Raw genomic sequence first — 22,342 nt, 5'->3', positions numbered from 1 at the left:
ACCCGGCCCGGCGCCGACACCTCACTCCCGCGCGCAGCACCGGCGTGCGCGGGAGTGTGAGGGGGCGTGAGGGCGACCCCCCGAGCCCTCAGGCGGCTACTCCCGCCGCCGGCAACTCTGGCTACTCCGCCTCGCCCTCCAGAGCCGCCAGCGCCGGGTCCAGGACGATGTCCTCGGCGCGGGCCTCCGTCGTCGGGTCCTCCGGGAAGTGGCAGGCCGTCAGGTGGCCCTCACGGTTGCCGGAGATCTGGACCAGCGGCGGCTCCGTCGTCGCGCACTTGTCCTGCGCCTTCCAGCAGCGGGTGCGGAAGCGGCAGCCGGACGGCGGGTGGATCGGCGAGGGCACGTCGCCGGAGAGCCGGATCCGCTCCCGGTCCTCGACCTCGTCGTCGAGCGTGACCTCGGGCACGGCCGACAGCAGCGCGTGCGTGTACGGGTGACGCGGCCGGTTGTAGATCGAGTCGCGGTCGCCGACCTCCACCACCTTGCCGAGGTACATCACCGCGAGGCGCTGCGAGAAGTGCCGGACGATCGCCAGGTCGTGGGCGATGAAGAGGAAGGCGATGCCCATCTCTTCCTGGACCTTCTGGAGCAGGTTGACGACCTGCGCCTGGATCGACACGTCCAGGGCCGACACCGGCTCGTCCGCCACGATCAGCTTCGGGTTCAGGGACAGCGCGCGGGCCACCCCGATGCGCTGGCGCTGCCCGCCGGAGAACTCGTGCGGGAAGCGGTTGTAGTGCTCGGGGTTGAGACCGACGAGTTCGAGCAGCTCGTGGACGCGCTTCTCGATGCCGCCCTTCGGGTTGATCCCGTTTACCTCCATCGGCGACTTGATGATCGTGCCGACGGTCTGCCGCGGGTTCAGCGAGGAGTACGGGTCCTGGAAGATCATCTGGATCTCGGACCGCACGGGCGCCATCTGCCGGCGCGAGGCGTGCGAGATGTCCTGGCCCGCGTAGGTGATCTTGCCGGCCGTCGGCTCCAGGAGCCGGGTGATGAGCCGCCCGGTCGTCGACTTGCCGCAGCCGGACTCGCCGACCAGGCCGACGCTCTCGCCGACGCCGACGGTCAGGTCGACCCCGTCGACCGCCTGTACGGCGCCGACCTTGCGCTTGATCGGGAAGCCGCCGTAGATCGGGAAGTGCTTCGTCAGGCCCTCGACGGAGAGCAGCGGCTCGGCGGCTCCGTCCACCGGGCCCTGCGGCTTCGGCAGGGTGAGTTTGTCGCTCATGTGTCGTTCTCCCTAGCCCAGCCGGGGCTTGATCTGCTCGAGGAAAAGGTTCGTCCGCTGCTCGTCGCCCAGGTGGCAGGCGGCGCCGCGGCCGTCCGGCAACGTCGGCCGCTCGTCGGCGCAGCGGGTGCCGCCGACCTCGGACGCGAAGCCGCACCGGGGGTGGAACGGGCAGCCCGACGGCGGGTTCAGCAGGCTGGGCGGTGTCCCCGGGATCGGGGTGAGCGCCTGCGCCGTGTCACCGCCCAGTCGCGGCATGGAACTCAGCAGGCCCCAGGTGTACGGGTGCTGGGGGGCGCGCAGTACCTCGCGGACGCTGCCGCGCTCCACGGCCCGGCCCGAGTACATCACCAGCAGGTCGTCGGCCATCTTGGAGATGACGCCGAGGTCGTGGGTGATGAAGATGATCGCCGAGCCGAACTCCTGCTGGAGATCCTTGAGCAGGTCCAGGATCTGGGCCTGCACGGTGACGTCCAGGGCGGTGGTCGGCTCGTCGGCGATCAGCAGGTCGGGGTTGCAGATCAGCGACATCGCGATCATCGCGCGCTGGCGCATACCGCCCGAGAACTGGTGCGGGTAGTCGTCGTAGCGCATCGCGGGCTGCGGGATGCCGACCTTGTCGAGCATCTCGACGGCCCGCGCCTTCGCCTCCTTCTTGGAGGCGCCGGTGTGCTTCATGAAGGGTTCCGCGATCTGCCGGCCCACCGTGTAGTACGGGGAGAGCGCGGTCAGCGGGTCCTGGAAGATCATCGCGACCTTGTTGCCGCGAAGCTTCTCCATCTCCTTCTCGGTCGCGGTGACCAGTTCCTTGCCGTCGAGGACGATCTCGCCCTCGACGGTGGCGGTCTTGGAGTTGTGCAGTCCGAGCACGGTCAGGTTGGTGACGGACTTGCCCGACCCCGACTCCCCCACGATGCCCAGGGTCTTGCCGCGCTCGACGTCGAAGGAGAGTCCGTCGACGGCCTTCACGATGCCGTCCTCGGTGGAGAACCGCACCCGCAGGTCGCGGACCGAGAGGAAGGCCTCCGGACCGCTGGGGGCCCTCTCGCCTTCGGTCTTGGTCAGTGTGGTCACGGTATTTCTCCTAGGCGAGGCGCACGCGCGGGTCGATGTAGGCGTAGGCGAGGTCCACGATGATGTTCAGGATCAGGATGAAGAAGGCCCCGAACAGCATGACGCCCATCGTCAGCGGCAGGTCCTTGGTCAGCGAACCGTTGACCGCGAGCCGTCCGATACCGGCGAGGTCGAAGGTGAACTCCGTGACCACCGCGCCCGACAGGAGCGCGCTGAGGTCCATGCCGATGATGGTGACGATCGGGATGAGCGAACCGCGCCAGGCGTAGCGGAAGAAGACGTACCGCTGCCGCATGCCCTTGGCGCGGGCGGTGCGGACGTGCTCCTCCTGCAACTGCTCGATCATCGTCGAGCGGGCCATACGCGTGTACTGGGCGGTGAAGATCGTGGCCATCACTGCCCAGGGGATCAGCATGCCGACGAACCACTTGCCCGGGTTGTCCGTGAAGGGCACGTACGTGGGACTGTCCAGCCAGCCCGTGCTGTAGACGAGCAGGCCGAGGACGATGGGACCCAGGAAGTAGATCTGGAACGAGCTGAGCACCATCGAGGCGCCACTGACGGCCTTGTCGAGGAAGGTACCGCGCTTCCAGGCGGCCAGCAGACCCGTGCCGAGGCCGAGCACCAGGAAGATCACCAGTCCGCCGACGGTCAGCGAGAGCGTCAGCGGGAAGCGGTCCATGATGGAGTCCCACACGAAGTCGCCACTGCTGAACGAGACACCGAGGCACGGTGCGTCGCAGTGTCCCTGCGGGAAGTCCCGGCCGGCCACGACGCCCGTCATGAAGTCCCAGAACTGGGTCGTGATGGGCTTGTCGAGGCCGAGGTTCTCGCGGATGACCGCGATGTTCTGGGGGGAGCAGTTCTTGCCGCAGGCCAGCTCGGCGAAGTCCTGCGGGATCGAGTAGAACAGGAAGAACGTGAAAGCGCCGATCAGGAACATGATCACGACGGCGCCGCTCAGCCTGCGGATGAGGAACTGAAGCATGGCGGGTGGGTGCTCTCTTCGAAACGCGGCGGCAGGAGGGGGTTACCGTCCGCGGGGGTGCGCTCCGCCTGGCGCACACCCCCGCGGATCAGCCGGGCTGACGGGTTACGGCTGCTTCAGGTACAGGTCGTTGATGTCGATGTAGCTCGACCTCGTGCTGAACCGGGCACCGCCGATGTTCGAACCGTAGAGCTGCATCTGCTTGGAGTAGTAGACCGGAACGGCCGGGTTGATCTCCTCCACGATGCGGTGGTGCGCCTCTTCCCAGGTCTTGGCGGCCTGCTCGGGCTGCTCCGTCAGGGCCTTCTGGATGAGGTCGTTGACCTGCTTGTCGTCGATGTGCGAGTAGTTCGACGAACCGTCGGCGACCTGCGTGCCGTCGTAGACGGGGGTGACGACCGTGGACGGCGACGGCCAGTCCTGGCCCCAGCCGGTCATGTACAGGTCGAACGGGTTGTCCAGCTTGCCGACCTGCTCGTAGAAGGTCGCGCGGTCGATCTCCTTGGCCTGGACGTCGAAGCCGATCTTGTTCAGCGCGTCCTTGATGAGCAGCATCTGCGCCTGGCCACGCGGGGTGTTGGAGTAGGCGTAGCTGAGCTTGGTGCCCTCCTTGAAGCCGGCCTCCTTGAGGAGCTCCTTGGCCTTCGCCGGGTCACCGTTGGGCTTCTTCAGCTTGCCGAACGGGTCGTACTTCGGGTCGAAGCCGGGCAGGGTCGGGGCCAGCAGACCACCCGCGACCTCACCGCCGTACCGGCCACCGTCGGCCTGCACCATGGACTGGTTCGGGATCGCGTAGGCGATCGCGTCACGGATCTTCTTGTCCTTCACCTTGGCGCTGTCCAGGTTGAAGGTGAGCTGCCAGACATAGACCTGGTAGCCCTGGATCGTGCGCTTCTTGGCGCCGGCGTCACGGATGACCGTCGACAGCTGGGCCGGGTCCACCGAGTCCGTGAACTGGATGGCGTTCTTGGCCTCGCCCTGGTCGGCGATCAGACGCTTGGTCTGGCTGGCCTGGTTGACGGTGTTGGTGAAGTTGTAGCCGTCGACGTACTGGTGGCGCACCGGGTCGGTCTTCTCGTCCCACTGGTCGTTCTTGACCAGCTTCAGGGACTTGCCGGCCTTGTACTCGGCGAGCTTGTACGGGCCGAGCGCCGCCGGGGCCTTGTCGTACTTCTCCTTCGTGTCCTGCTTCTCGGGCACGATGGCGTAGCCGGCCATGCTCAGGGCCTGCGGGAGGTCCGGCTGGGCGGCCTTGAAGTGGAAGACGACCGTCTTGGCGTCCGGGGTCTCCAGGACGGAGTCCGGCAGGTGCTTGCCCTTGTACGGGCCGTCGGGCAGCGCCTTGCGGTAGTCGGCACCGGACAGCCAGTTCTGCACGAACGTCGGACCGTCGAAGATGACCTTCGAGTACAGCCGCTCGATGCTGTGGCGGACGTCGGCGGACGTGATGACGTTGCCGTCCTCGTCCTTGATGCCGTCCTTCAGCGTGTACGTCCAGGTCTTGCCGCCGTCGGACGACTTGCCGGAGTCGGTGGCGATGTCACCGACGACCGTCAGGTTGCCCTTGGCGTCCTCCTGGTAGTTCGTCAGACCGCGGTGGATCAGGTTGGAGAACTGGCCGGCGTCGCTGACGTAGATCTGGCCCGGGTCCATGTGGGTCAGGTCCGACTGCTGGTACACGTTGATCGTGCCACCAGTTTTGGCCCCGGCCACCGGCTCGGCCGGACCGTTGGACGCCGCGGCGTCACCGTAGGCGACAGGCTTCGACTGCGCCTTGGCGTCCTCCTTGGACTTGGAGTCGTCCTTGGTGTTCTTGCCGCTGTCGTCGGAGCAGCCGGTCAGCGCCAACGACCCCGCCGCGACAGCGACGACTATGGCGCGCACGGAGCGCGTTCTGATGGCCTTCATGATGCCGATGCACCTACCTGTCAGTTGTAGTCCACGAGTGCTGCCTGACGGCCCGGTCTCCCGGAACGGGGGTGGCAGCCCCCCCACCCACCAATGGACGGTCAGCGTCCGGTCTTGGGGTCGAATGCGTCCCGGACGGAATCGCCGAGAAGGTTGAAAGCGAGTACGAAGATCACCATCGCGATGCCCGGGAAGAACATGAACGCGGGGTCCTGCTCATAGATCTCGGAGCCGATGGCGAACATCCGGCCCCAGTCCGGCGTCGGCTCCACGAAGCCCACACCCACGTAGCTGAGGAACGCGATCGAGAGGATCGCACTCGGCAGCATGTACGTGCCCTGCACCAGGATCGGCGTGACGATGTTCGGCAGGATCTCCTTGCGCACGATGCGCGCCGGAGAGGCCCCCGAGACCTTCGCCGCCTCCACGAACTCCCGCTCCCGCAGGGAGAGCACGGAGCTTCGCACCAGACGGGCCATGCCCATCCAGCCGAGGAACCACATCACCAGGATGATCGCCACCGCACGCAGATAGGTGGGGGTCTCGTCTTTCGGGGAGACGAACATCGCGGTGACCACCGGCATGAAGGCGATGAAGAACAACTGCTGCGGGAAGGCCAGGAAGAAGTCGGTGATCCGACCCAGCCAGTAGTCGACCTTGCCGCCGAAGTAGCCGCTGACCATACCGATGACAACGCCCGTCAGGACGCTGAACACCGTGACGAGCACGGCCATGAAGAGCGAGGTGCGCATGCCGTACAGCAGCATGGTGAACACGTCGCGGCCCAGCTTGGGCTCGACGCCGAACCAGAAGTCACCGGAAATTCCCCCGAGGGAGCCGGTGGGCATGGCGAAGTCGTCGAGCAGGAAGGGGTAGTCGGGCTCCTGTGCGTACAGCGTGTAGGGATCCTTGCCGTACAGCGCCGAGATGACCGGAGCGAGAGCGGCGATCGCGAAGAAAAAAATCACCACGATCGCGGAGACAACTCCGGTACGGTCTCGCTTGAAGCGATGCCACATCAGCTGCCCGGGGGAACGGCCTTCCAGCTTCTCGGCCTCGGCGGGCTCGGCGTTCGAGTCGAGCTCGGGGTCCAAGGCCGCCGACGGCCCGGAGCCCTCGGCCTTGGTTGGACTGGTCATCTTTGTTCTTCCCCCGGGGGATGGAGAGTTGAGCGCAGCACAGATACCGGCAGGTTCTGTGGTTTCAGGGAACTTTCACCAAGTGGGTCAACGCGCGTCAAGGGCGGAAGACATAGGGATCTCCCTACTGTCGAAATTTTGAACAAAAATTGCAGAGAACGACACCTGCACGCGCTTGACAGGCGAGATCAAGATCCGGCAAAAGAGACATCCACGAAGATAATTTCGTTTACGTGTCCGAAACTTGATTGGGCAATGCCCGATATGCGAACGCCGCCGTACCGTTTCCACCGCTGCCCGAACTGAGCCGGTTTCAGCCACGCCGGCACGCGGGCACGCCAAAGGCCCGGCTCTCCGCCGAGCGGAGGACCGGGCGCTTCGGTGGGCCTGCGTCAGGGCCCCTGGAGCGCGCTCCAGGGGCCCGACAGGGCAGGTCAGCCGTGCTTGGCGCGGCTCGCGGCGCGGCCGCGCTCACGGGCGTCCAGGTTGACCTTGCGGATGCGAACGGACTCCGGGGTCACCTCGACACACTCGTCGTCGCGGCAGAACTCCAGCGACTGCTCCAGGGAGAGCTTGCGCGGCGGGACGATCGCCTCGAACGAGTCGGCGGCGGCCGACCGCATGTTGGTGAGCTTCTTCTCCTTGGTGATGTTCACGTCCATGTCGTCGGCGCGCGAGTTCTCGCCGACGATCATGCCCTCGTACACCTCGGTGCCGGGGTCGGTGAACAGCACACCGCGCTCCTGGAGGTTCGTCATCGCGAACGCGGTGACGGCCCCGGCGCGGTCGGCGACCAGCGAGCCGTTGTTACGGGTCGACAGCGGACCGAACCACGGCTCGTGACCCTCGTGGATGGAGTGCGCGATGCCGGTGCCGCGCGTACCGGTGAGGAACTCCGTCCGGAATCCGATGAGACCGCGGGACGGCACGACGAACTCCAGCCGGACCCAGCCCGAGCCGTGGTTGGACATGTTGTCCATCCGGCCCTTGCGGACGCCCATGAGCTGCGTGACCGCGCCCATGTGCTCCTCGGGGACGTCGATCGTCATGCGCTCGACCGGCTCGTGGGTCTTGCCGTCGATCTGCTGGGTGACGACCTGCGGCTTGCCGATGGTCAGCTCGAAGCCCTCGCGGCGCATCTGCTCGACCAGGATGGCGAGCGCCAGCTCACCACGGCCCTGGACCTCCCAGGTGTCCGGGCGCTCGGTGTCGAGCACCCGCAGCGAGACGTTGCCGACCAGCTCGCGGTCCAGGCGGTCCTTGACCTGGCGGGCGGTGACCTTGCGGTCCTTGACCACCGCCTTGGCGTCCGCCCCCTTGCCGGTGGCACCCCGGCCGACCAGCGGCGAGTTGTTCGTTCCGATGGTCATCGAGATCGCCGGCTCGTCGACCGTGATGAGCGGCAGCGCGATGGGGTTCTCGGGGTCGGCGAGGGTCTCACCGATCATGATGTCCGGGATGCCGGCGACGGCACAGATGTCACCGGGGCCCGCCTTCTCGGCGGGCTTGCGGGTGAGTGCCTCGGTCATCAGCAGCTCGGTGATGCGCACGTTCGACATCGTGCCGTCGCGCTTGATCCAGGTGACGGTCTGGCCCTTGCGCAGCTCGCCCTGCTCGACGCGGAGCAGCGCGATACGGCCGAGGAAGTTGTCCGCGTCCAGGTTGGTGACGTGCGCCTGGAGCGGGGCGTCCTCGTCGTACGACGGGGCCGGGACGTGCGAGAGGATCGTGGAGAAGAACGGCTCCAGGCTGTCGCTGTCGGCCGGGACCGTGCCGTTCTCCGGCTTGGTCAGCGAGGCCACGCCGTCCCGCGCGCACGCGTAGACGATCGGGAACTCGATCTGCTCCTCGTCGGCGTCCAGGTCGAGGAAGAGGTCGTACGCCTCGTTCACGACCTCGTCGATGCGCGAGTCGGGACGGTCCGTCTTGTTGATGCACAGGATGACGGGCAGGCGGGCCTGCAGCGCCTTGCGCAGCACGAACCGGGTCTGCGGCAGCGGACCCTCGGACGCGTCGACCAGGAGGACGACCGCGTCCACCATCGACAGACCGCGCTCTACCTCGCCGCCGAAGTCGGCGTGGCCGGGGGTGTCGATGATGTTGATCGTGATGACGTCGCCGCCATCCTTCGGGTGGTACTTGACCGCCGTGTTCTTCGCCAGGATCGTGATGCCCTTCTCACGTTCCAGGTCGTTCGAGTCCATCATGCGGTCGTCGAGCGACTCGGCGGCGTGCGCGGCGAAGGCACCGGCCTGCTTGAGCATGGCGTCGACCAGTGTGGTCTTGCCGTGGTCGACGTGGGCGACGATGGCGACGTTGCGGATGTCGTGGCGCGTGGCCATATTGAGGCGCTTCTCCCGGAGTGAGTGGACGGCCATCCGCTGCGCGGGGCCCTGCCGGGCTGAAACGTGCCACGGCCTTACCCCATCGTACGGGCACGCTGCCGCTCGGGCTCGACGGGGATCCGGCCTCGACCCCCGGTGCGGGTCCGTGGGGGCCGAGCGCGTAGTTCCCCGCGCCCCCTACGGGGCGCTGCTTGCCTGCGGCTTCGTACCGTTCTTCAGGTAGCCCATGTTTTCGTACGACGGGGTCTGGAAGCCGAAGGATCCCGTGTTGGAGAGGTTCGGGCGGGCCGCCGTGAGCTGGGGGCGCTGGTAGAGGGGGATCGAGCCCGCGGTGGCCCAGATGCGGGCGTCCGCCTTGCGGACCAGGGCGCGGGCCTCGTCCGCGTCCAGTTCGGCGACGGCCTGGTCGAAGAGCTGGTCCACCTGGTCGGTGCCGACCCGGGTGAAGTTCTGCTCGACGTTCAGGGAGCCGTCGGCCGCCGGGACCGGCTTGGAGTAGATGGGCCGGGCGTCGGTCGCGGGGAACGCGGACGCGGGCCAGGAGTACAGCGCCAGGTCGTACTCCCCCGAGGCGATGTGGTCCTTGAAGTAGCTGTCGTCCTCGACCTTGGAGATCACCGTGCGGATGCCGACCCGGTCCAGCATCCGGGCGATGCGCTCCCCCACCTCCCGCAGCGACTGGGAACCCGGGCCCGAGGGGAGCACGAAGCGCAGGGACAGCGGCTTGCCGTTCTTCGCGAGCGGTGCCGCCGCGGCGCCCGGCGCGGCCGTGCCCATCGGCGCGTACGCGCCCGGGGCGCCGCCCGGCTTGACCTGCTGTTTTCCGTCCTGCACGAGGTGCTTGCGCACGGCGGAGCTGCCGCTGTCGCTGTCGGCCGGCTTGTCGTCCTGGCCGTCCGTCTGCCCCACGATGTACGTGCCGTCCGTGTCGTCCTTGGAGTCCTTGGAGTCCTTGGAGTCCTTGCTCGCCCTGGCCGCCTTGGAGGCCTCCGCGCCCGCCGCCTTCTTGGGCTTCTTCTCCTCCTTGACGGGGCCGCCCGCCACCCAGCCGGCGTCGGAGAGCAGGGCCTGGGCCTCCCGGGTGTCCTGGCCGCCGAGCGCGCCGCTGCTGTCGGCGTACGCGTGCTGGCCGGCGAGCGCGAGATGGCTGCCGACCGGCTCGGCGGGCAGCCCCAGGGGCTTCAGCACGGCCTGGGCGAGCTCCTCCCGGTCCAGGGCGCGGGCCACTGCCCTGCGGACGCGTTCGTCGGCGAGCGGGCCGCTGGAGCCGTTCAACGCGAGCTGGGTGAAGGCGGGTTCGAGGGACTTGCGGACCACGAAACCGCTCAGGGCGGACTGCTGGCGGTCGTACTTCGCGACGGCCTTGGCACGCTTCTCGCGGGCCGTGACCTCCTCGTCGGCCGCCTCCTCGTCGGAACCGTTCGCGATCGCCCAGGAACGCAGCGCCTTGCCCGGGGTGAGGGCCGCGCCGGGACCGTGGGCGGGCGGTGCGCCCTTGTCCCCGCCCCGCCCCGCGGAGGTGACGCGCTGCGCGTCGGCCGCGTCGATCTCGGCCAGGTCGAGCCGCCCGCCGGCCAGCGCGGCGACCCGTTCGTCCCGGGGCACCGCCCGCAGGACCAGCTGGGAGAGCTTGGCGGGGCTGCCCCACCAGCGGGGGTTGCGCTTCAGGGTGATGTCGCCGGCCTCGCGGTCGATCGAGTCGACGGCGAACGGCCCCGCGGTGATCTTCAGCTTGCGGCGGGCGCTGTCGTTGAAGGTGTCCGGGGTGCCCATGACGCTCTTCGGGTACAGCGGTGAGAAGAGCGACTGCCAGTCCGCGTACGGCTTCTTGAAGGTGACCCGCACCTCCAGGTCGTTCGCGCCCCGCTGGATCTTCTCGATGCGGTCGTAGCCGGCGTTGCGGGCGGTCCAGTACGCGGAGTCCTTGCCGGACAGGGCGCGCCACTGGGCGGCGAAGTCCGCGGCGCCGATCTCGCGGCCGTCGCTCCAGACGGCCTGCTGGTTGAGCTTGTAGAGCACGACCTGGTGGGGCTCGCGCTCGACGACCTTCGCCGACTCCAGGTAGTCGGGGTTGCGCTGCGGCCTGCCGTTCGCGTCGAGCCGGTACAGGGAGGGCAGCACGGCGCCGGCGACCCGGGAGGTGGCGGCGTCCGCGTCCGCCTGGAAGGTGTTGAGGGTCTCCGGGACGTCGTCCACGGCCCAGCGCACGGTGCCGCCGTCGGCGACCCGGTCGCGCTGCGCGGGCGCGATGTCCTGGCCGGCGGCGGGCCGCCCGGCCTCGTCCTGTTCGCTGCACCCGGCGAGGGCGGGCACCGCGAGGACCCCCGCCGTGAGGAACGCGACCGAGCGCGTCACCGCGCGCAGTCCGACGCCGTCGTGGGACATGACTGGTACCTCCGGGGGCCGCTCCACAGGTGAACACGGACGGTCTGATCAGATATGTGACTGTTCGGTGCTATTTGGAGTTGATCAGATCTACGCAGATCTCTGCGGCCACTGAAGGGGAAAGGGTCCGGCGACGGGCGGCGACACGGCGAAGGGCCGCCGAAGCCCACCCGTGCGGCGCAACACCCCGGCCGCACCCCCGGCCCCACACCCCCGGCCCCACACGCCGGGCCCGCGCGCCGGAGCGGTCATGCACCCGTACGCCCCCGCCAATCCATGCACATCCCTTCACACCAGCGGGTGTGACGCGCGACACTCGCAGGCGCATGAACGTTGCCGCCTCGGACCATGGGTCCACAAAAGTGAGGGCTAGCCATGTCCGTGCACGACGACCTGACGTCCGTCCAGCGCTGCCTCGACGATCTGGTGAGATCGGTGAAGCGTCTGGAACACCAGTTCGGTGGTGGCGGCCTGGAGATGCGCCGGGTGCGCACCGACGCCGATCACCTGCGCGAGAGCGTGGCGCTGCTGCGCGAGGCCACGCCGTCTCTCACCGAGCCCAAGCGCCCCGACCTCGTGTCCATCCCCGACACCCCGTACGACACCACCCTGTGGACGGACTCCGACGACGAGGGTCTCGGCGCCCGCGACCGTCGCGCCCCCTGATCCCCGACCGGAGCTCTCCTTGGCCACTGGTACGGAACCCCATCTGAAGAGCGGCGGCGTACGCAACGGTACGCGCGCCGCGATCACCGCCCCGCATCTGCGGACCGACCGCTGGTGGCTGGCGCCCGCCGTGACCGCGGCCGGGCTGCTGGCCTTCGTCGTCTACTCGACCTGGCGGGCGTTCTCGAACTCCGACTACTACGCCGCCCCGTACGTCTCGCCGTTCTACTCCCCGTGCCTGGCGGAGAACTGCGCGCCGATGAGGAGCGGGCCCAACTGGGAGCTGTTCGGCAGCTGGTGGGGTCTGTCCCCCGCGCTGCTCATTCTGATCTTCCCGCTCGGCTTCCGGCTGACCTGCTACTACTACCGCAAGGCCTACTATCGCGGCTTCTGGGCCTCGCCACCGGCCTGCGCGGTCGCCGAGCCCCACAAGAAGTACTCGGGTGAGACCCGCTTCCCGCTGGTCCTGCAGAACATCCACCGCTACTTCTTCTACGCGGCGGTGCCGGTCGCCGGGATCCTCACATACGACACGGTCCTCTCCTTCCGCAACGAGGAGTACGAGTGGGGCCACATGGGCCTCGGCACGCTCGTGTTCCTCGTCAACATCACGCTGATCTGGGCCTACACCCTCTCCTGCCACTCGTGCCGGCACATCGTCGGCGGCAAGCTCAAGCACTTCTCCAAGCACCCCGTGCGCTACCGGGCCTGGCAGCTGGTCGGCCGGCTGAACGAGCGGCACATGCTGCTCGCCTGGGCGTCGCTGGTGAGCGTGGCGCTCGCCGACTTCTACGTGTACCTGGTCGCGTCCGGTGCTTTCGACGATCCGACCCTCTTCTAACAGACAGACAAAAGGTGCTTCTGATGTCCGTGGTCGACCGGCAGGAGTGGGACGTCGTCGTGGTCGGTGCCGGGGGCGCCGGCCTGAGGGCCGCCATCGAGGCGCGGGAACGCGGCGCGCGTACGGCCGTGATCTGCAAGTCGCTGTTCGGCAAGGCCCATACGGTGATGGCCGAGGGCGGCATCGCGGCCGCCATGGGCAACGTCAACTCCGGCGACAACTGGCAGGTCCACTTCCGCGACACCCTGCGCGGCGGGAAGTTCCTCAACCAGTGGCGGATGGCCGAGCTGCACGCGCAGGAGGCCCCCGACCGCGTGTGGGAGCTGGAGACCTGGGGCGCGCTCTTCGACCGCACCGGCGACGGGCGCATCTCCCAGCGCAACTTCGGCGGGCACGAGTACCCGCGGCTCGCCCACGTCGGCGACCGTACGGGCCTGGAGCTGATCCGCACGCTCCAGCAGAAGATCGTGTCGCTCCAGCAGGAGGACTTCAAGGAGACCGGCGACTACGAGTCACGCCTGAAGGTCTACCAGGAGTGCACGGTCACCCGGATCCTGAAGGAGGGCCCCCGGGTCGCCGGGACCTTCTGCTACGAGCGGGAGTCCGGCCGGTTCTTCGTCCTGGAGGCGCCCTCGGTGGTGGTCGCCACCGGCGGCATCGGCAAGTCCTTCAAGGTGACGTCGAACTCGTGGGAGTACACGGGCGACGGGCACGCCCTCGCGCTGCTCGCGGGGGCGCCGCTGCTGAACATGGAGTTCGTGCAGTTCCATCCGACCGGCATGGTCTGGCCGCCGTCCGTGAAGGGGATCCTCGTCACGGAGTCGGTGCGCGGGGACGGCGGGGTGCTCAGGAACTCCGAGGGCAAGCGGTTCATGTTCGAGTACATCCCGGACGTGTTCAAGGAGAAGTACGCGCAGTCCGAGGAGGAGGGCGACCGGTGGTACGAGGATCCGGACCACAACCGGCGGCCACCCGAACTGCTTCCCCGGGACGAGGTCGCGCGGGCCATCAACTCGGAGGTGAAGGCGGGCCGCGGCTCGCCGCACGGCGGAGTGTTCCTGGACGTCTCCACCCGGATGCCCGCCGAGGTGATCAGGCGCCGGCTGCCGTCCATGTACCACCAGTTCAAGGAGCTCGCGGACGTCGACATCACCGCCGAGGCGATGGAGGTCGGGCCGACCTGTCACTACGTGATGGGCGGGATCGCGGTCGAGTCGGACACCGCGGCGGCCCGCGGGGTGCCGGGCCTGTTCGCGGCCGGTGAGGTCGCGGGCGGTATGCACGGCTCCAACCGGCTGGGCGGGAACTCCCTCTCCGACCTCCTGGTGTTCGGGCGGCGGGCCGGACTGCACGCCGCCCGGTACGCCACCGGCCTCACCGGGCCCGCCGGTGAACGCCCCCTGGTGGACGAGGTGCAGATCGACACGGCGGCCGCGGAGGCGCTGCGCCCCTTCTCGGCGGAGGGCCCCGAGCCGGCCGCCGAGGGCGAGGGGGCGGGCGAGGGCCCCCAGGACGCCCCCCGTGTCAGCCGCCCGCCCGAGAACCCGTACACCCTCCACCAGGAGCTCCAGCAGGCGATGAACGACCTCGTCGGCATCATCCGCCGGGAGGCCGAGATGGAGACGGCCCTGGAGAAACTCGCGGACCTGCGGGTACGGGCCCGGCGGGCCGGGGTCGAGGGGCACCGGCAGTTCAACCCGGGCTGGCACCTCGCGCTGGACCTGCGGAACATGCTGCTCGTCAGCGAATGCGTGGCACGGGCCGCGCTGGAGCGCACCGAGTCGCGCGGCGGCCACACCCGGGAGGACCATCCGGCGATGGACCGGGCCTGGCGGCGCGTCAACCTGCTGTGCCGGCTGACCGATCCCACGGGCGGCCTGGCCGCCACGGACCCGGTGCACGGCCAGATCGACCTCGCCCGGGAGACCACCGAGCCCATCCGCCCCGACCTGCTCGCCCTCTTCGAGAAGGAGGAGCTGGTCAAGTACCTCGCCGAAGAGGAGCTCTACGAGTGAGCAGCTACGAAGCCCGCTTCAAGGTGTGGCGCGGAGATGTCGGGGGCGGCGGCCTGGAGGACTTCGGGGTCGAGGTGAACGACGGCGAGGTGGTCCTCGACATCATCCACCGGCTCCAGGCGACCCAGGCCCCGGACCTCGCCGTGCGCTGGAACTGCAAGGCGGGCAAGTGCGGTTCGTGTTCGGCGGAGGTCAACGGCCGGCCGCGGCTGCTGTGCATGACCCGGATGTCGGTGTTCACGCGCGCGGAGACCATCACGGTGACTCCGCTGCGGGCCTTCCCCGTGATCCGCGACCTCGTCACCGACGTCGGCTTCAACTACACGAAGGCGCGGGAGGTGCCCGCGTTCGTGCCGCCGGACGGGGTCGGGCCCGGTGAGTACCGGATGATGCAGGAGGACGTGGACCGGTCGCAGGAGTTCCGCAAGTGCATCGAGTGCTTCCTGTGCCAGGACACCTGCCATGTGGTGCGCGACCACGAGGAGAACAAGACCGCCTTCGCCGGCCCGCGCTTCCTGATGCGGGTGGCCGAGCTGGACATGCACCCGCTGGACGCGGCCGACGCGAGCGGCCTGGACCGCAAGAGGACCGCGCAGGACGAGCACGGGCTCGGCTACTGCAACATCACCAAGTGCTGCACGGAGGTCTGCCCCGAGGGCATCAAGATCACGGACAACGCGCTGATCCCTCTGAAGGAACGGGCGGCCGACCGCAAGTACGACCCCCTGGTCTGGCTGGGTTCGAAGATCAGGAGGCGGTCCCCGGGAGACTGAGGCGGTGGGCCGGCGGCGGCGGGGGCGGGCGGGCCCGTACGGGCTTCAGAACAGGCTCAGGATGGCCTCCGCCGGGTCAGCGAGGGGCTTCCCTCCGTTGGGCAGGGGGAGTTCGAACCACACCGTCTTGCCGCGGGGGGTGCGGCGGGAGCCCCAGGCGGCGCTGAGGAGGCCCACCAGCTGGAGTCCGCGGCCGCCCTCGTCCGTGTCGCGGGCCCGGCGGCGGCGCGGCTGGACCAGGCCGGCGTCCCAGACCTCGCAGACCAGGGTGCGGTCGAGGAGGAGCCGCAGCCGGATCTCGCCCTCGCCGTAGCGCAGGGCGTTGGTGACGAGTTCACTGACCAGCAGCTCGGCCGTGTCGACGAGCGGTTCCAGGCCCCAGCCGACCAGTTGGTTCCGGGCCAGTTCGCGTGCGCGGCCCACACTGCGCGGTTCGCGCGGCAGCGTCCAGTCGCCGACCGAATCGGCCGGCAGCCCCTGGACACGTGCCATCAGCAGCGCGATGTCGTCCTCGCCGTGGTGCGTGTCGAGGGTGTTGAGGACGTGGTCGCAGACGTCCTCCAGCGGGTCGGAGGGGTCGGTGAGAGCGCCGACGAACGCCTGCAGGCCCTCGTCCAGGGGGTGGTCGCGGGACTCGACCAGACCGTCCGTGTAGAGCGCCAGGAGGGCGCCCTCGGGGAGTTCGACCTCCACCTCCTCGAAGGGCTCGCCGCCGACGCCGAGCGGCATCCCCGGCGGTACGTCGAGCATGAGCGCGCTCTCGCCCGGCTCGACCAGGACCGGCGGGAGATGGCCGGCGTTGGCGAACGTGATGCGGCGGGTGACCGAGTCGTAGACCGCGTACACGCAGGTGGCGAGGTACACCTCGGAGAGGTCGGCGTCCCGGGACTGCCGGGCACCGCGCGTAGATTGCTGGGTGCCGCCCGGTGCGCCCAGACCGCGGGCGATCTCGTCCAGCGCGGAGAGCACCTCGGCCGGTTCGAGGTCGAGCAGGGCCAGGGTGCGTACGGCCGTGCGCAGTTCGCCCATCGCGACGGCGGCCCGCAGACCGCGCCCCATGACGTCGCCGACGACCAGCGCCGTGCGGTGCCCCGGCAGTTCGATGACGTCGAACCAGTCGCCGCCGACCTCCGTGGCCGCGTTCCCCGGGAGGTAGCGGCAGGCGATGTCCAGGCCGGAGGCCTCCGGGTCGTCGGGAGGCAGCAGGGAGCGCTGGAGGATCAGGGCGCGTTCGTGCTCGCGGCGGTACAGGCGGGCGTTGTCGATACAGACGGCCGCGCGGGCCGCCAGCTCGACCGCCAGCAGCCGGTCGCGTTCCCCGAACGGCTCGCTGCCCTTGGTACGGGAGAACTGGACGAGCCCGACGACCGTGTCGTGGGCGACCATCGGCACCGCGAGCGTGGACTGGATCAGGCCACCCTCCTCGGCCGGGACGAACTGCGGCCGGGCGGTGCGCAGGGCGTCCGCACAGGTGGAGTTGAAGGCGAAGTGGTGGACCGCGCCGACGCTGACGGGCTTCGTGCCGCCGACGAAGGGCGCGTCGGCGACGGCGCTGGCGAAGGCGACCCGGCGCAGTTCGGCGCTGCCGTCGGGCAGGCCCGGCGGGGTCTCGTCACCGGCGAGCAGACCTTGGTAGAGGTCGACGGAGGCCAGGTCGCAGAAGCCGGGGACGGCCACGTCGAGGAGTTCGCGGGCGGTGGTCTCCAGGTCGAGCGAGTTCCCTATCCGGGTGCCCGCCTCGTTCAGCAGGGCGAGATTGCGCCGGGCCTGCGCGGCCTCGCGGGCGGCGGCGCGGCGCGCGGTGATGTCGGTGGCCAGCCATGCGATACCGATCGGCCGGCCCGAACCGCCGTGTACGCGGTAGAGGTTGATGGACCAGTGGCGGCGCTCGGTGGAGCCGGGCGTGGTGCCCGTGACCAGCATCTCGGTGACGGAGTCGCCCGTCTCCAGGACCCGGTGCAGTATCGCCGAGACCCGGTCGGCCTCGCCCGGCGGCAGATAGTCCCGCACGGTGCGGCCGCGGTGCTCGTCGACCGTGCCGCCGAAGGTCGAGGCGAACCGCTGGTTGGCGCGGCGGATCCGCAGGTCCGGGTCGATCAGGAGGAAGCCGAAGGGAGATTGACCGAAAATTGCCTGTGAGGCGGCGAGGTCCGTTTCGATGCTGCGCAGGGTGCGTACGTCCACGACGATGCACACGGCGGCCCGCTCGCCCTCCTCGGTCCGCGTCGGCATGACGTAGATCTCGGCGAGTCCCTCGGTGACCTCGCCGGTGCCCTCGGGGTCGGGCAGCCGGAAGGGGACCACGCCGGTCCACTCCCTGCCGTCGAGCACCTCGGCCATCTTCCGCTGCCCGAAGTCGCGTCGGTCCTCGGCGACGAAGGCCTCGATGGGGTCCATGCCCACGGCTCGGTCCGCGCGGATGCCGAAGAGCTGCTCGGCGCGCAGGCTCCACTGGTCGACGAGGCCGTCGGGGCCGATCGAGAACGAGGCGACCTTGATGTAGTCGTAGATCGAGCCGGGCGGGCTGCTCTGCCAGACGACGTCACCGGTCGCCTCGCCGTGCGTACCGCTCGGAGCGTCCGCGCCGTACGGCACTTGGCGCGGCGTCCTGTCCGACGTGCCGCCCACCGCGGGCGCGGCGCCATCGCCGGCCGTCGCATCAGCCATCGCATCAGCCATCGCGCCGCCCGACGGAATCTCGGACTCCGTGGCCTTCGCTGGTATCTCGCTCACGCGAACCGTCCCCTCCAGCTCACCGCGCCCGGCACCGGTCACCGACAGCGGCTGCCCGCAGTATCCAGCACTACGGTGCCGCACAACACGGTGTTCACGATCACAGCACGGTCCCGATGCTTTTAGGACCGGCTGCGACAAACACTCCCAGTCTTCTAACCACGTGGCGCCCCGTCGAACCACGTCTGGGCCGGTCCTCCGCGCACGGGGCCGGCTTGATCGCCCGCGGTTGCCTCCGGCGGGTCCGCGATCAGCCGGGGACGGCGAGTTCGAACCACACCGTCTTGCCCGTTTCGCCAGGTCTGGTGCCCCAGCGGCGCGAGGAGTTCGCCACCAGCTGGAGTCCTCTGCCGGTTTCGTCGTCGGGCTGGGCGGAACGCGCGCGGGGTGGGTCGGGCAGGGGGTCGGAGACCTCCACGAGCAGCACGCCGAGGGGGCCCTCGGTCCGTACGAGACGTACGCCGATGGGGCCCGTCGCATACCGCAGGGAGTTGGTCACCAGCTCGCTGACCAGCAGCACGGTGACATCGCTCAGGGCTTCGAGGCCCCAGAAGCCCAGTTGGCCCCGGACGACGGTGCGGGCGGTTCTGACGGCGCCCGGATCCGCGGGGAAGGTCCACTCGGCGATGTCGCCCTCGGTGTGGATCACGCAGATCACTCCCAGGCCCGCGGCGGACCGTGTCCGGTTTCATGGGGTTAATGGGCACATACCCGATATCCCGGGCGGAGTACCGTCCGCGAAGGTGCACTGTGGCGCGAACGGCGTACTCCGGACTCGCATCAGTCGTCCCATGCACCCCGGGAGGACGAGGGTCCCACGGACGGCCCGTGTGCCGGGTGCGGGGCGCACGGGGGCTGGCCGCGCAGTTCGAAGGCGGGGCTTCGCCCACGCCTCCCCCGGGCCCGTTCGTCGGGTGCGGGTTGTGTGTGGCTGGGCGCGCCGTTCCCCGCGCCCCTCGAAGGCGGGGCTTCGCCCACGCCCCCCGGGCCCGTTCGCCCTGTGCGGGTCGGGTGTGGCCGAGTGCGCCGTTCCCCGCGCCCCTCCGAGGCGGTGCGGGGCGTGTGTCATGCCACCGGTGTGCCGCTTCCCCAAGCGCCGCGGACCACTTCGAGTACCGCTCCCACGTCCTGGTCCAGCCAGTCGACGTCCCACACCTCGTCCGGTGTCAGCCAGCGCAGCTCGTCATGGTCCTGAAGAGCCACCGGATCGGGCGACCCCGGCACCAGCCGAGCGGTCCAGACGTGGAGCACGTACGGCGCCTTCAGGGAGAACTCCCCCGGCACCCGCTCCACCGGCTCCGCCTCGACCCCCAACTCCTCACGGAGCTCCCGTACCAGGGCCTGCTCGGAGCTCTCCCCGGGTTCGACCTTCCCCCCGGGTAACTCCCAGCGCCCGGCCAGCTCCGCGGGCGCACTGCGGCGAGCGGCAAGAAGGCGCCCGTCACTCAGTACAGCGGCCCCCACCACGACGATCTGTTCGGTCATGCGCGGAGCCTACGGGAGCGGTACGAACCCTCAGGCGCCGGTCACCTGGAGCCGTTCTGCGCGATCCGCTCGACCCAGTACAGCTGCTTGTGCCCACGCCCGTCGAGCCGGTCCACGACCTTCTGGGCCTCCGCCCGGGTCGCGTACCTGCCGACGCGGTAGCGATTGCCGTTGTCGTCCTGTCGTATGACGAGCCAGGGAAGTGTGATCGTGCCGTCGTTCATCGCGCCCCTCCGCTCCCCGCCCCCGGTTCGCGCCCAGCCCCGTCCCATAAGGAAACCGCAATCCGCATATGCCGGAGCCTACGCCTAACCTTCACGCAGCGAATACGGCTTTTCACAAAGAGGTACGCATGAGGTGTGCGCCGGGGTACGCAACCAGCCAGTACAGGCCGCCCCCAGGGAGGGCGCACTCTCCCGGACGCGCCCGCTGACCGGCACCGGCCCCACCACGACGGCGACCGGAGAACGGCCGAAGAACGGCCTACCCCACCCGCTACCTCACCGGCAGGTGGTACGCGATCCGGTACCGGTCCGCCGGTACCACCACGTCCGCCGTCTCCACCGCCCGCCCCGAGGCGTAGTACGTCCGCTGGATGACGACCACGACGTGCCCCGGCACACCCCCCAGCGCCGACAGCTCCTCGGCGAGACCGGGGCGCGCGCCCACCTCCTCCGTGACGTTGTCCACGACCACGTCGATGGCGGCCATGCGCTCGACGACCCCCATGCCGCCGAGGGGCCCCTCCTCGGGGAGCATCACCGGGGTGCGGCCCGTGACGGCGAGGGGCTCCCAGGAAGTGGAGAGCATCATCGCCTCGCCGGCGTCCCGGAAGACGTACTTCGTGCACATCACGCGCTCGCCGGCCTCGATGCCGAGCCGCTCGGCCACGGCACCGCTCGCCTCGGCCTGCGCGCTCTGCGACTCCCACGTACCCCGCACGGCCAGGTCGGCCTGCTCCTGCCGGAACGGTGTCGCGCCGCTCTGCGGCCGGTACCCGGAGCGGGCGATACGGCGGGGCACCGGGCGCTCGCGCACATACGTGCCGGACCCGGAGCGGCCCTCGACCAGCCCCTCGGCCATCAGCACCTTGCGGGCCTCCAGGGCGACCGTGTCCGAGACCCCGTACTCCTCGCGGATCCTGGCCTGCGACGGAAGCCGGGTGTGCGGTGGCAGCGATCCGTCGACGATCTTCTTGCGGAGATCGCCTGCGACGCGCAGATACGCCGGCTGCTCACCGAATGTCACTGACCACTCCCGTCGGGTTGTACAGACAGCAACAGGGTGGCAACCGTGGGTTGTGCCAGGCAAGTGATGGCCAGAGAATCACTCGATGTGATGACCTGCGGTTCTCAGGGCATTACGCAGGCGCTTCCTCCCCCAGGGAGCCGCCCGCCACACCTCGGCACGACGACCCGCACGACTGCCGCACCGAGCCGTCACACCGCGGCACCGCTGCCCCCCGAGCCGCTGCCGCCACCGCCCTCACCGGTGCCACCGCCGTCGTCGTCGCCGTCACCACCATCCTCGCCGTCGTAGACCGGCGGGACCGTCGCGAGCCCCAGAGCCTCGCGTGCCGCGACCGTCTTCGACCCGTCGGTGAGGCCGTACGCCTTGTCGTAGTGCACGTAGAAGGTGTCCGCGTCGGAGGACTTCGCCGCGGCGGCCCACTCCTCCGTCGCCGACTGAAGGTCCTCGACGATCGTGCCGACCGGCTTCCTCGCGTCGGCGGGCCACTCATGGCCGCGAAGCAGTCCCGCCTGCTCGGTGGTGGCGTCCGCGACCCTGCTCGCCCACGCCTTGTGGCCGGGCAGGTCGTCCTCGATGCGCTCCGCGTCGGGCACCGAGTCCATCGCCTCGTTGAGGACCCGCGCCGCCTTGAGATAGGCGAGCTGGTCGGCGTCGAGGTTCGTCGAGTCCTGGCGCAGCGAGCCGGTCAGGGTGCCCCGCTCGTCGACGTTGCCGAACAGGCAGCTGACCTCCCGGTCGCCGAGACCCCAGCTGTCACGCGTGGGCGTGAAGTAGTAGACGTCGACGTCCTCCGGGACGGCCCAGGAGTCCATCGCGTAGGCGTACTGGAGCGCGTAGCACCGGTCGTCGGCGGCCTCGGCGACGGCGTCGTCCCCGGGGTAACCGCCGCCCGGCAGCTGGAAGTTCGCGAAGACCTCGGCGTCGTGCTCACCCTCGCAGGGCACCGTGTCGACGCTCTCGGCCATGCCCTCCAGGGCGCCGCCCGGCGTGTCGAAGCACTCGCCCCGGTCCACGGAGAAGGAGGCGCCGCTCTCGTTCGTGTCGCGCGCGTTCTCCTTGAGGTCGTCCCAGAAGCCGGGCCCGCTGACGGCGAGCGTGAGCGCGAGGACCGCGGTGCCGAGCCCGGAGAGGACCATGCCGGTGACGGCCAGGCCCTTGCCGCGATGGCCCTTCTTCTTGATCTGCACCAGGGCGAAGATGCCGAAGATCAGGCCGACCAGCGGCAGGAAGCACTGGACGCCGAAGACCAGCGCGGTGATGGCGAGGCCGTTGACGGGCGGCGGGCTGTTGTACGGGGAGTAGCCGTGCCCCCAGGGCTGATACCCGTAAGGGACCGGCCCCTGCGGCCCGTACGGCCCCGGCCCCTGACCCTGGTACGGGTACGGCGCCCCCGGATACGGCGCGTACCCCTGTCCCTGCGGCTGTTGCGGGGGCTGGGGCTGCTGGGGGTCGCCGGGCGGGGGTATCTCCACTAGTACCGTGCTCCTCTTCCAAGTGGTGTGGTG

The 22,342-nt window shown here is 69.6% G+C and carries 17 protein-coding genes; 4 read left to right on the top strand and 13 right to left on the bottom strand.

The features are described 5' to 3' along the window. Positions 1 to 121 precede the first annotated feature (121 nt). The 7 genes from ACLVWQ_RS07715 to ACLVWQ_RS07685 form a co-directional block, all read right to left on the bottom strand. On the bottom strand, positions 122 to 1,234 hold the full coding sequence (locus ACLVWQ_RS07715; RefSeq protein ID WP_414107479.1) for an ABC transporter ATP-binding protein: 1,113 nt from the start codon (positions 1,232 to 1,234) through the stop codon (positions 122 to 124). Between the two features lie 12 nt (positions 1,235 to 1,246). Then, positions 1,247 to 2,308 (bottom strand): ABC transporter ATP-binding protein, encoded by a 1,062-nt coding sequence (locus tag ACLVWQ_RS07710; RefSeq protein ID WP_414107478.1) that lies wholly within the window; start codon positions 2,306 to 2,308, stop codon positions 1,247 to 1,249. Positions 2,309 to 2,318: 10 nt separating this feature from the next. After that, entirely contained in the window at positions 2,319 to 3,296 is a 978-nt protein-coding gene (locus tag ACLVWQ_RS07705) for an ABC transporter permease (RefSeq protein ID WP_414107477.1), read from the bottom strand. Positions 3,297 to 3,401: 105 nt separating this feature from the next. Next, the gene (locus tag ACLVWQ_RS07700; protein ID WP_414107476.1) at positions 3,402 to 5,204 is read right to left on the bottom strand and encodes an ABC transporter substrate-binding protein; all 1,803 of its coding nucleotides are present in this window, start codon (positions 5,202 to 5,204) and stop codon (positions 3,402 to 3,404) included. A gap of 101 nt (positions 5,205 to 5,305) precedes the next feature. After that, complete coding sequence (locus ACLVWQ_RS07695; RefSeq protein WP_414107475.1) at positions 5,306 to 6,343, bottom strand: ABC transporter permease; 1,038 nt, start codon at positions 6,341 to 6,343, stop codon at positions 5,306 to 5,308. A 434-nt stretch (positions 6,344 to 6,777) separates the two neighbouring features. Continuing rightward, complete coding sequence (gene typA, locus ACLVWQ_RS07690; RefSeq protein WP_414107474.1) at positions 6,778 to 8,685, bottom strand: translational GTPase TypA; 1,908 nt, start codon at positions 8,683 to 8,685, stop codon at positions 6,778 to 6,780. Between the two features lie 180 nt (positions 8,686 to 8,865). Beyond that, complete coding sequence (locus tag ACLVWQ_RS07685) at positions 8,866 to 11,073, bottom strand: ABC transporter family substrate-binding protein (RefSeq protein ID WP_414107473.1); 2,208 nt, start codon at positions 11,071 to 11,073, stop codon at positions 8,866 to 8,868. Between the two features lie 375 nt (positions 11,074 to 11,448). On the opposite strand from ACLVWQ_RS07685, the gene ACLVWQ_RS07680 reads away from it, so the two are divergent. The 4 genes from ACLVWQ_RS07680 to ACLVWQ_RS07665 are packed head-to-tail and all read left to right on the top strand — an operon-like array spanning position 11,449 to position 15,368. Continuing rightward, positions 11,449 to 11,739, top strand: a complete 291-nt coding sequence (locus ACLVWQ_RS07680) for a hypothetical protein (protein ID WP_414107472.1) — start codon at positions 11,449 to 11,451, stop codon at positions 11,737 to 11,739. A gap of 19 nt (positions 11,740 to 11,758) precedes the next feature. Further along, on the top strand, positions 11,759 to 12,580 hold the full coding sequence (locus ACLVWQ_RS07675; RefSeq protein WP_414107471.1) for a hypothetical protein: 822 nt from the start codon (positions 11,759 to 11,761) through the stop codon (positions 12,578 to 12,580). A gap of 23 nt (positions 12,581 to 12,603) precedes the next feature. Beyond that, positions 12,604 to 14,595: a fumarate reductase/succinate dehydrogenase flavoprotein subunit gene (locus ACLVWQ_RS07670; protein WP_414107470.1), complete on the top strand. Its 1,992-nt coding sequence runs from the start codon at positions 12,604 to 12,606 to the stop codon at positions 14,593 to 14,595. Next, positions 14,592 to 15,368 carry a succinate dehydrogenase/fumarate reductase iron-sulfur subunit gene (locus ACLVWQ_RS07665; RefSeq protein ID WP_414107469.1) on the top strand — a complete coding sequence of 259 codons (777 nt, stop codon included), beginning with the start codon at positions 14,592 to 14,594 and terminating at the stop codon, positions 15,366 to 15,368. The genes ACLVWQ_RS07670 and ACLVWQ_RS07665 overlap by 4 nt, the downstream gene beginning before the upstream one ends. 45 nt (positions 15,369 to 15,413) lie before the next feature. Here the strand turns inward: ACLVWQ_RS07665 and ACLVWQ_RS07660 are convergent, their stop codons facing one another. From ACLVWQ_RS07660 to ACLVWQ_RS07635, 6 genes are all read right to left on the bottom strand, one after another. Continuing rightward, on the bottom strand, positions 15,414 to 18,101 hold the full coding sequence (locus ACLVWQ_RS07660; RefSeq protein WP_414107468.1) for a SpoIIE family protein phosphatase: 2,688 nt from the start codon (positions 18,099 to 18,101) through the stop codon (positions 15,414 to 15,416). 250 nt (positions 18,102 to 18,351) lie between these two features. Next, positions 18,352 to 18,759 (bottom strand): ATP-binding protein, encoded by a 408-nt coding sequence (locus ACLVWQ_RS07655; RefSeq protein ID WP_414107467.1) that lies wholly within the window; start codon positions 18,757 to 18,759, stop codon positions 18,352 to 18,354. Positions 18,760 to 19,166: 407 nt separating this feature from the next. Continuing rightward, positions 19,167 to 19,586 (bottom strand): (deoxy)nucleoside triphosphate pyrophosphohydrolase, encoded by a 420-nt coding sequence (locus ACLVWQ_RS07650; protein WP_414107466.1) that lies wholly within the window; start codon positions 19,584 to 19,586, stop codon positions 19,167 to 19,169. Between the two features lie 41 nt (positions 19,587 to 19,627). Further along, positions 19,628 to 19,810, bottom strand: coding sequence for an SPOR domain-containing protein (locus ACLVWQ_RS07645; RefSeq protein ID WP_414107465.1), 183 nt, complete (start codon positions 19,808 to 19,810; stop codon positions 19,628 to 19,630). A 271-nt stretch (positions 19,811 to 20,081) separates the two neighbouring features. Continuing rightward, positions 20,082 to 20,834: a GntR family transcriptional regulator gene (locus ACLVWQ_RS07640; RefSeq protein WP_414107464.1), complete on the bottom strand. Its 753-nt coding sequence runs from the start codon at positions 20,832 to 20,834 to the stop codon at positions 20,082 to 20,084. A gap of 191 nt (positions 20,835 to 21,025) precedes the next feature. Next, on the bottom strand, positions 21,026 to 22,309 hold the full coding sequence (locus ACLVWQ_RS07635; protein WP_414107463.1) for a DUF4190 domain-containing protein: 1,284 nt from the start codon (positions 22,307 to 22,309) through the stop codon (positions 21,026 to 21,028). Between the last annotated feature and the right edge of the window lie 33 nt (positions 22,310 to 22,342).

Source organism: Streptomyces sp. CWNU-52B, assembly GCF_047444975.1.
GTDB lineage: Bacteria > Actinomycetota > Actinomycetes > Streptomycetales > Streptomycetaceae > Streptomyces.
The sequence above is the reverse complement of the archived record's forward strand: the minus strand, read 5'-3'. Positions and strand labels throughout refer to the sequence as shown.

What these genes read in the sequence shown, in the direction of transcription:
- ACLVWQ_RS07685 (WP_414107473.1), bottom strand. Translation starts at nt 11,073, where the DNA reads ATGTCCCACGACGGCGTCGGACTGCGCGCGGTGACGCGCTCGGTCGCG.
- ACLVWQ_RS07650 (WP_414107466.1), bottom strand. Translation starts at nt 19,586, where the DNA reads ATGACCGAACAGATCGTCGTGGTGGGGGCCGCTGTACTGAGTGACGGG.
- ACLVWQ_RS07715 (WP_414107479.1), bottom strand. Translation starts at nt 1,234, where the DNA reads ATGAGCGACAAACTCACCCTGCCGAAGCCGCAGGGCCCGGTGGACGGA.
- ACLVWQ_RS07670 (WP_414107470.1), top strand. Translation starts at nt 12,604, where the DNA reads ATGTCCGTGGTCGACCGGCAGGAGTGGGACGTCGTCGTGGTCGGTGCC.
- ACLVWQ_RS07645 (WP_414107465.1), bottom strand. Translation starts at nt 19,810, where the DNA reads ATGAACGACGGCACGATCACACTTCCCTGGCTCGTCATACGACAGGAC.
- typA (WP_414107474.1), bottom strand. Translation starts at nt 8,685, where the DNA reads ATGGCCACGCGCCACGACATCCGCAACGTCGCCATCGTCGCCCACGTC.
- ACLVWQ_RS07680 (WP_414107472.1), top strand. Translation starts at nt 11,449, where the DNA reads ATGTCCGTGCACGACGACCTGACGTCCGTCCAGCGCTGCCTCGACGAT.
- ACLVWQ_RS07695 (WP_414107475.1), bottom strand. Translation starts at nt 6,343, where the DNA reads ATGACCAGTCCAACCAAGGCCGAGGGCTCCGGGCCGTCGGCGGCCTTG.
- ACLVWQ_RS07700 (WP_414107476.1), bottom strand. Translation starts at nt 5,204, where the DNA reads ATGAAGGCCATCAGAACGCGCTCCGTGCGCGCCATAGTCGTCGCTGTC.
- ACLVWQ_RS07705 (WP_414107477.1), bottom strand. Translation starts at nt 3,296, where the DNA reads ATGCTTCAGTTCCTCATCCGCAGGCTGAGCGGCGCCGTCGTGATCATG.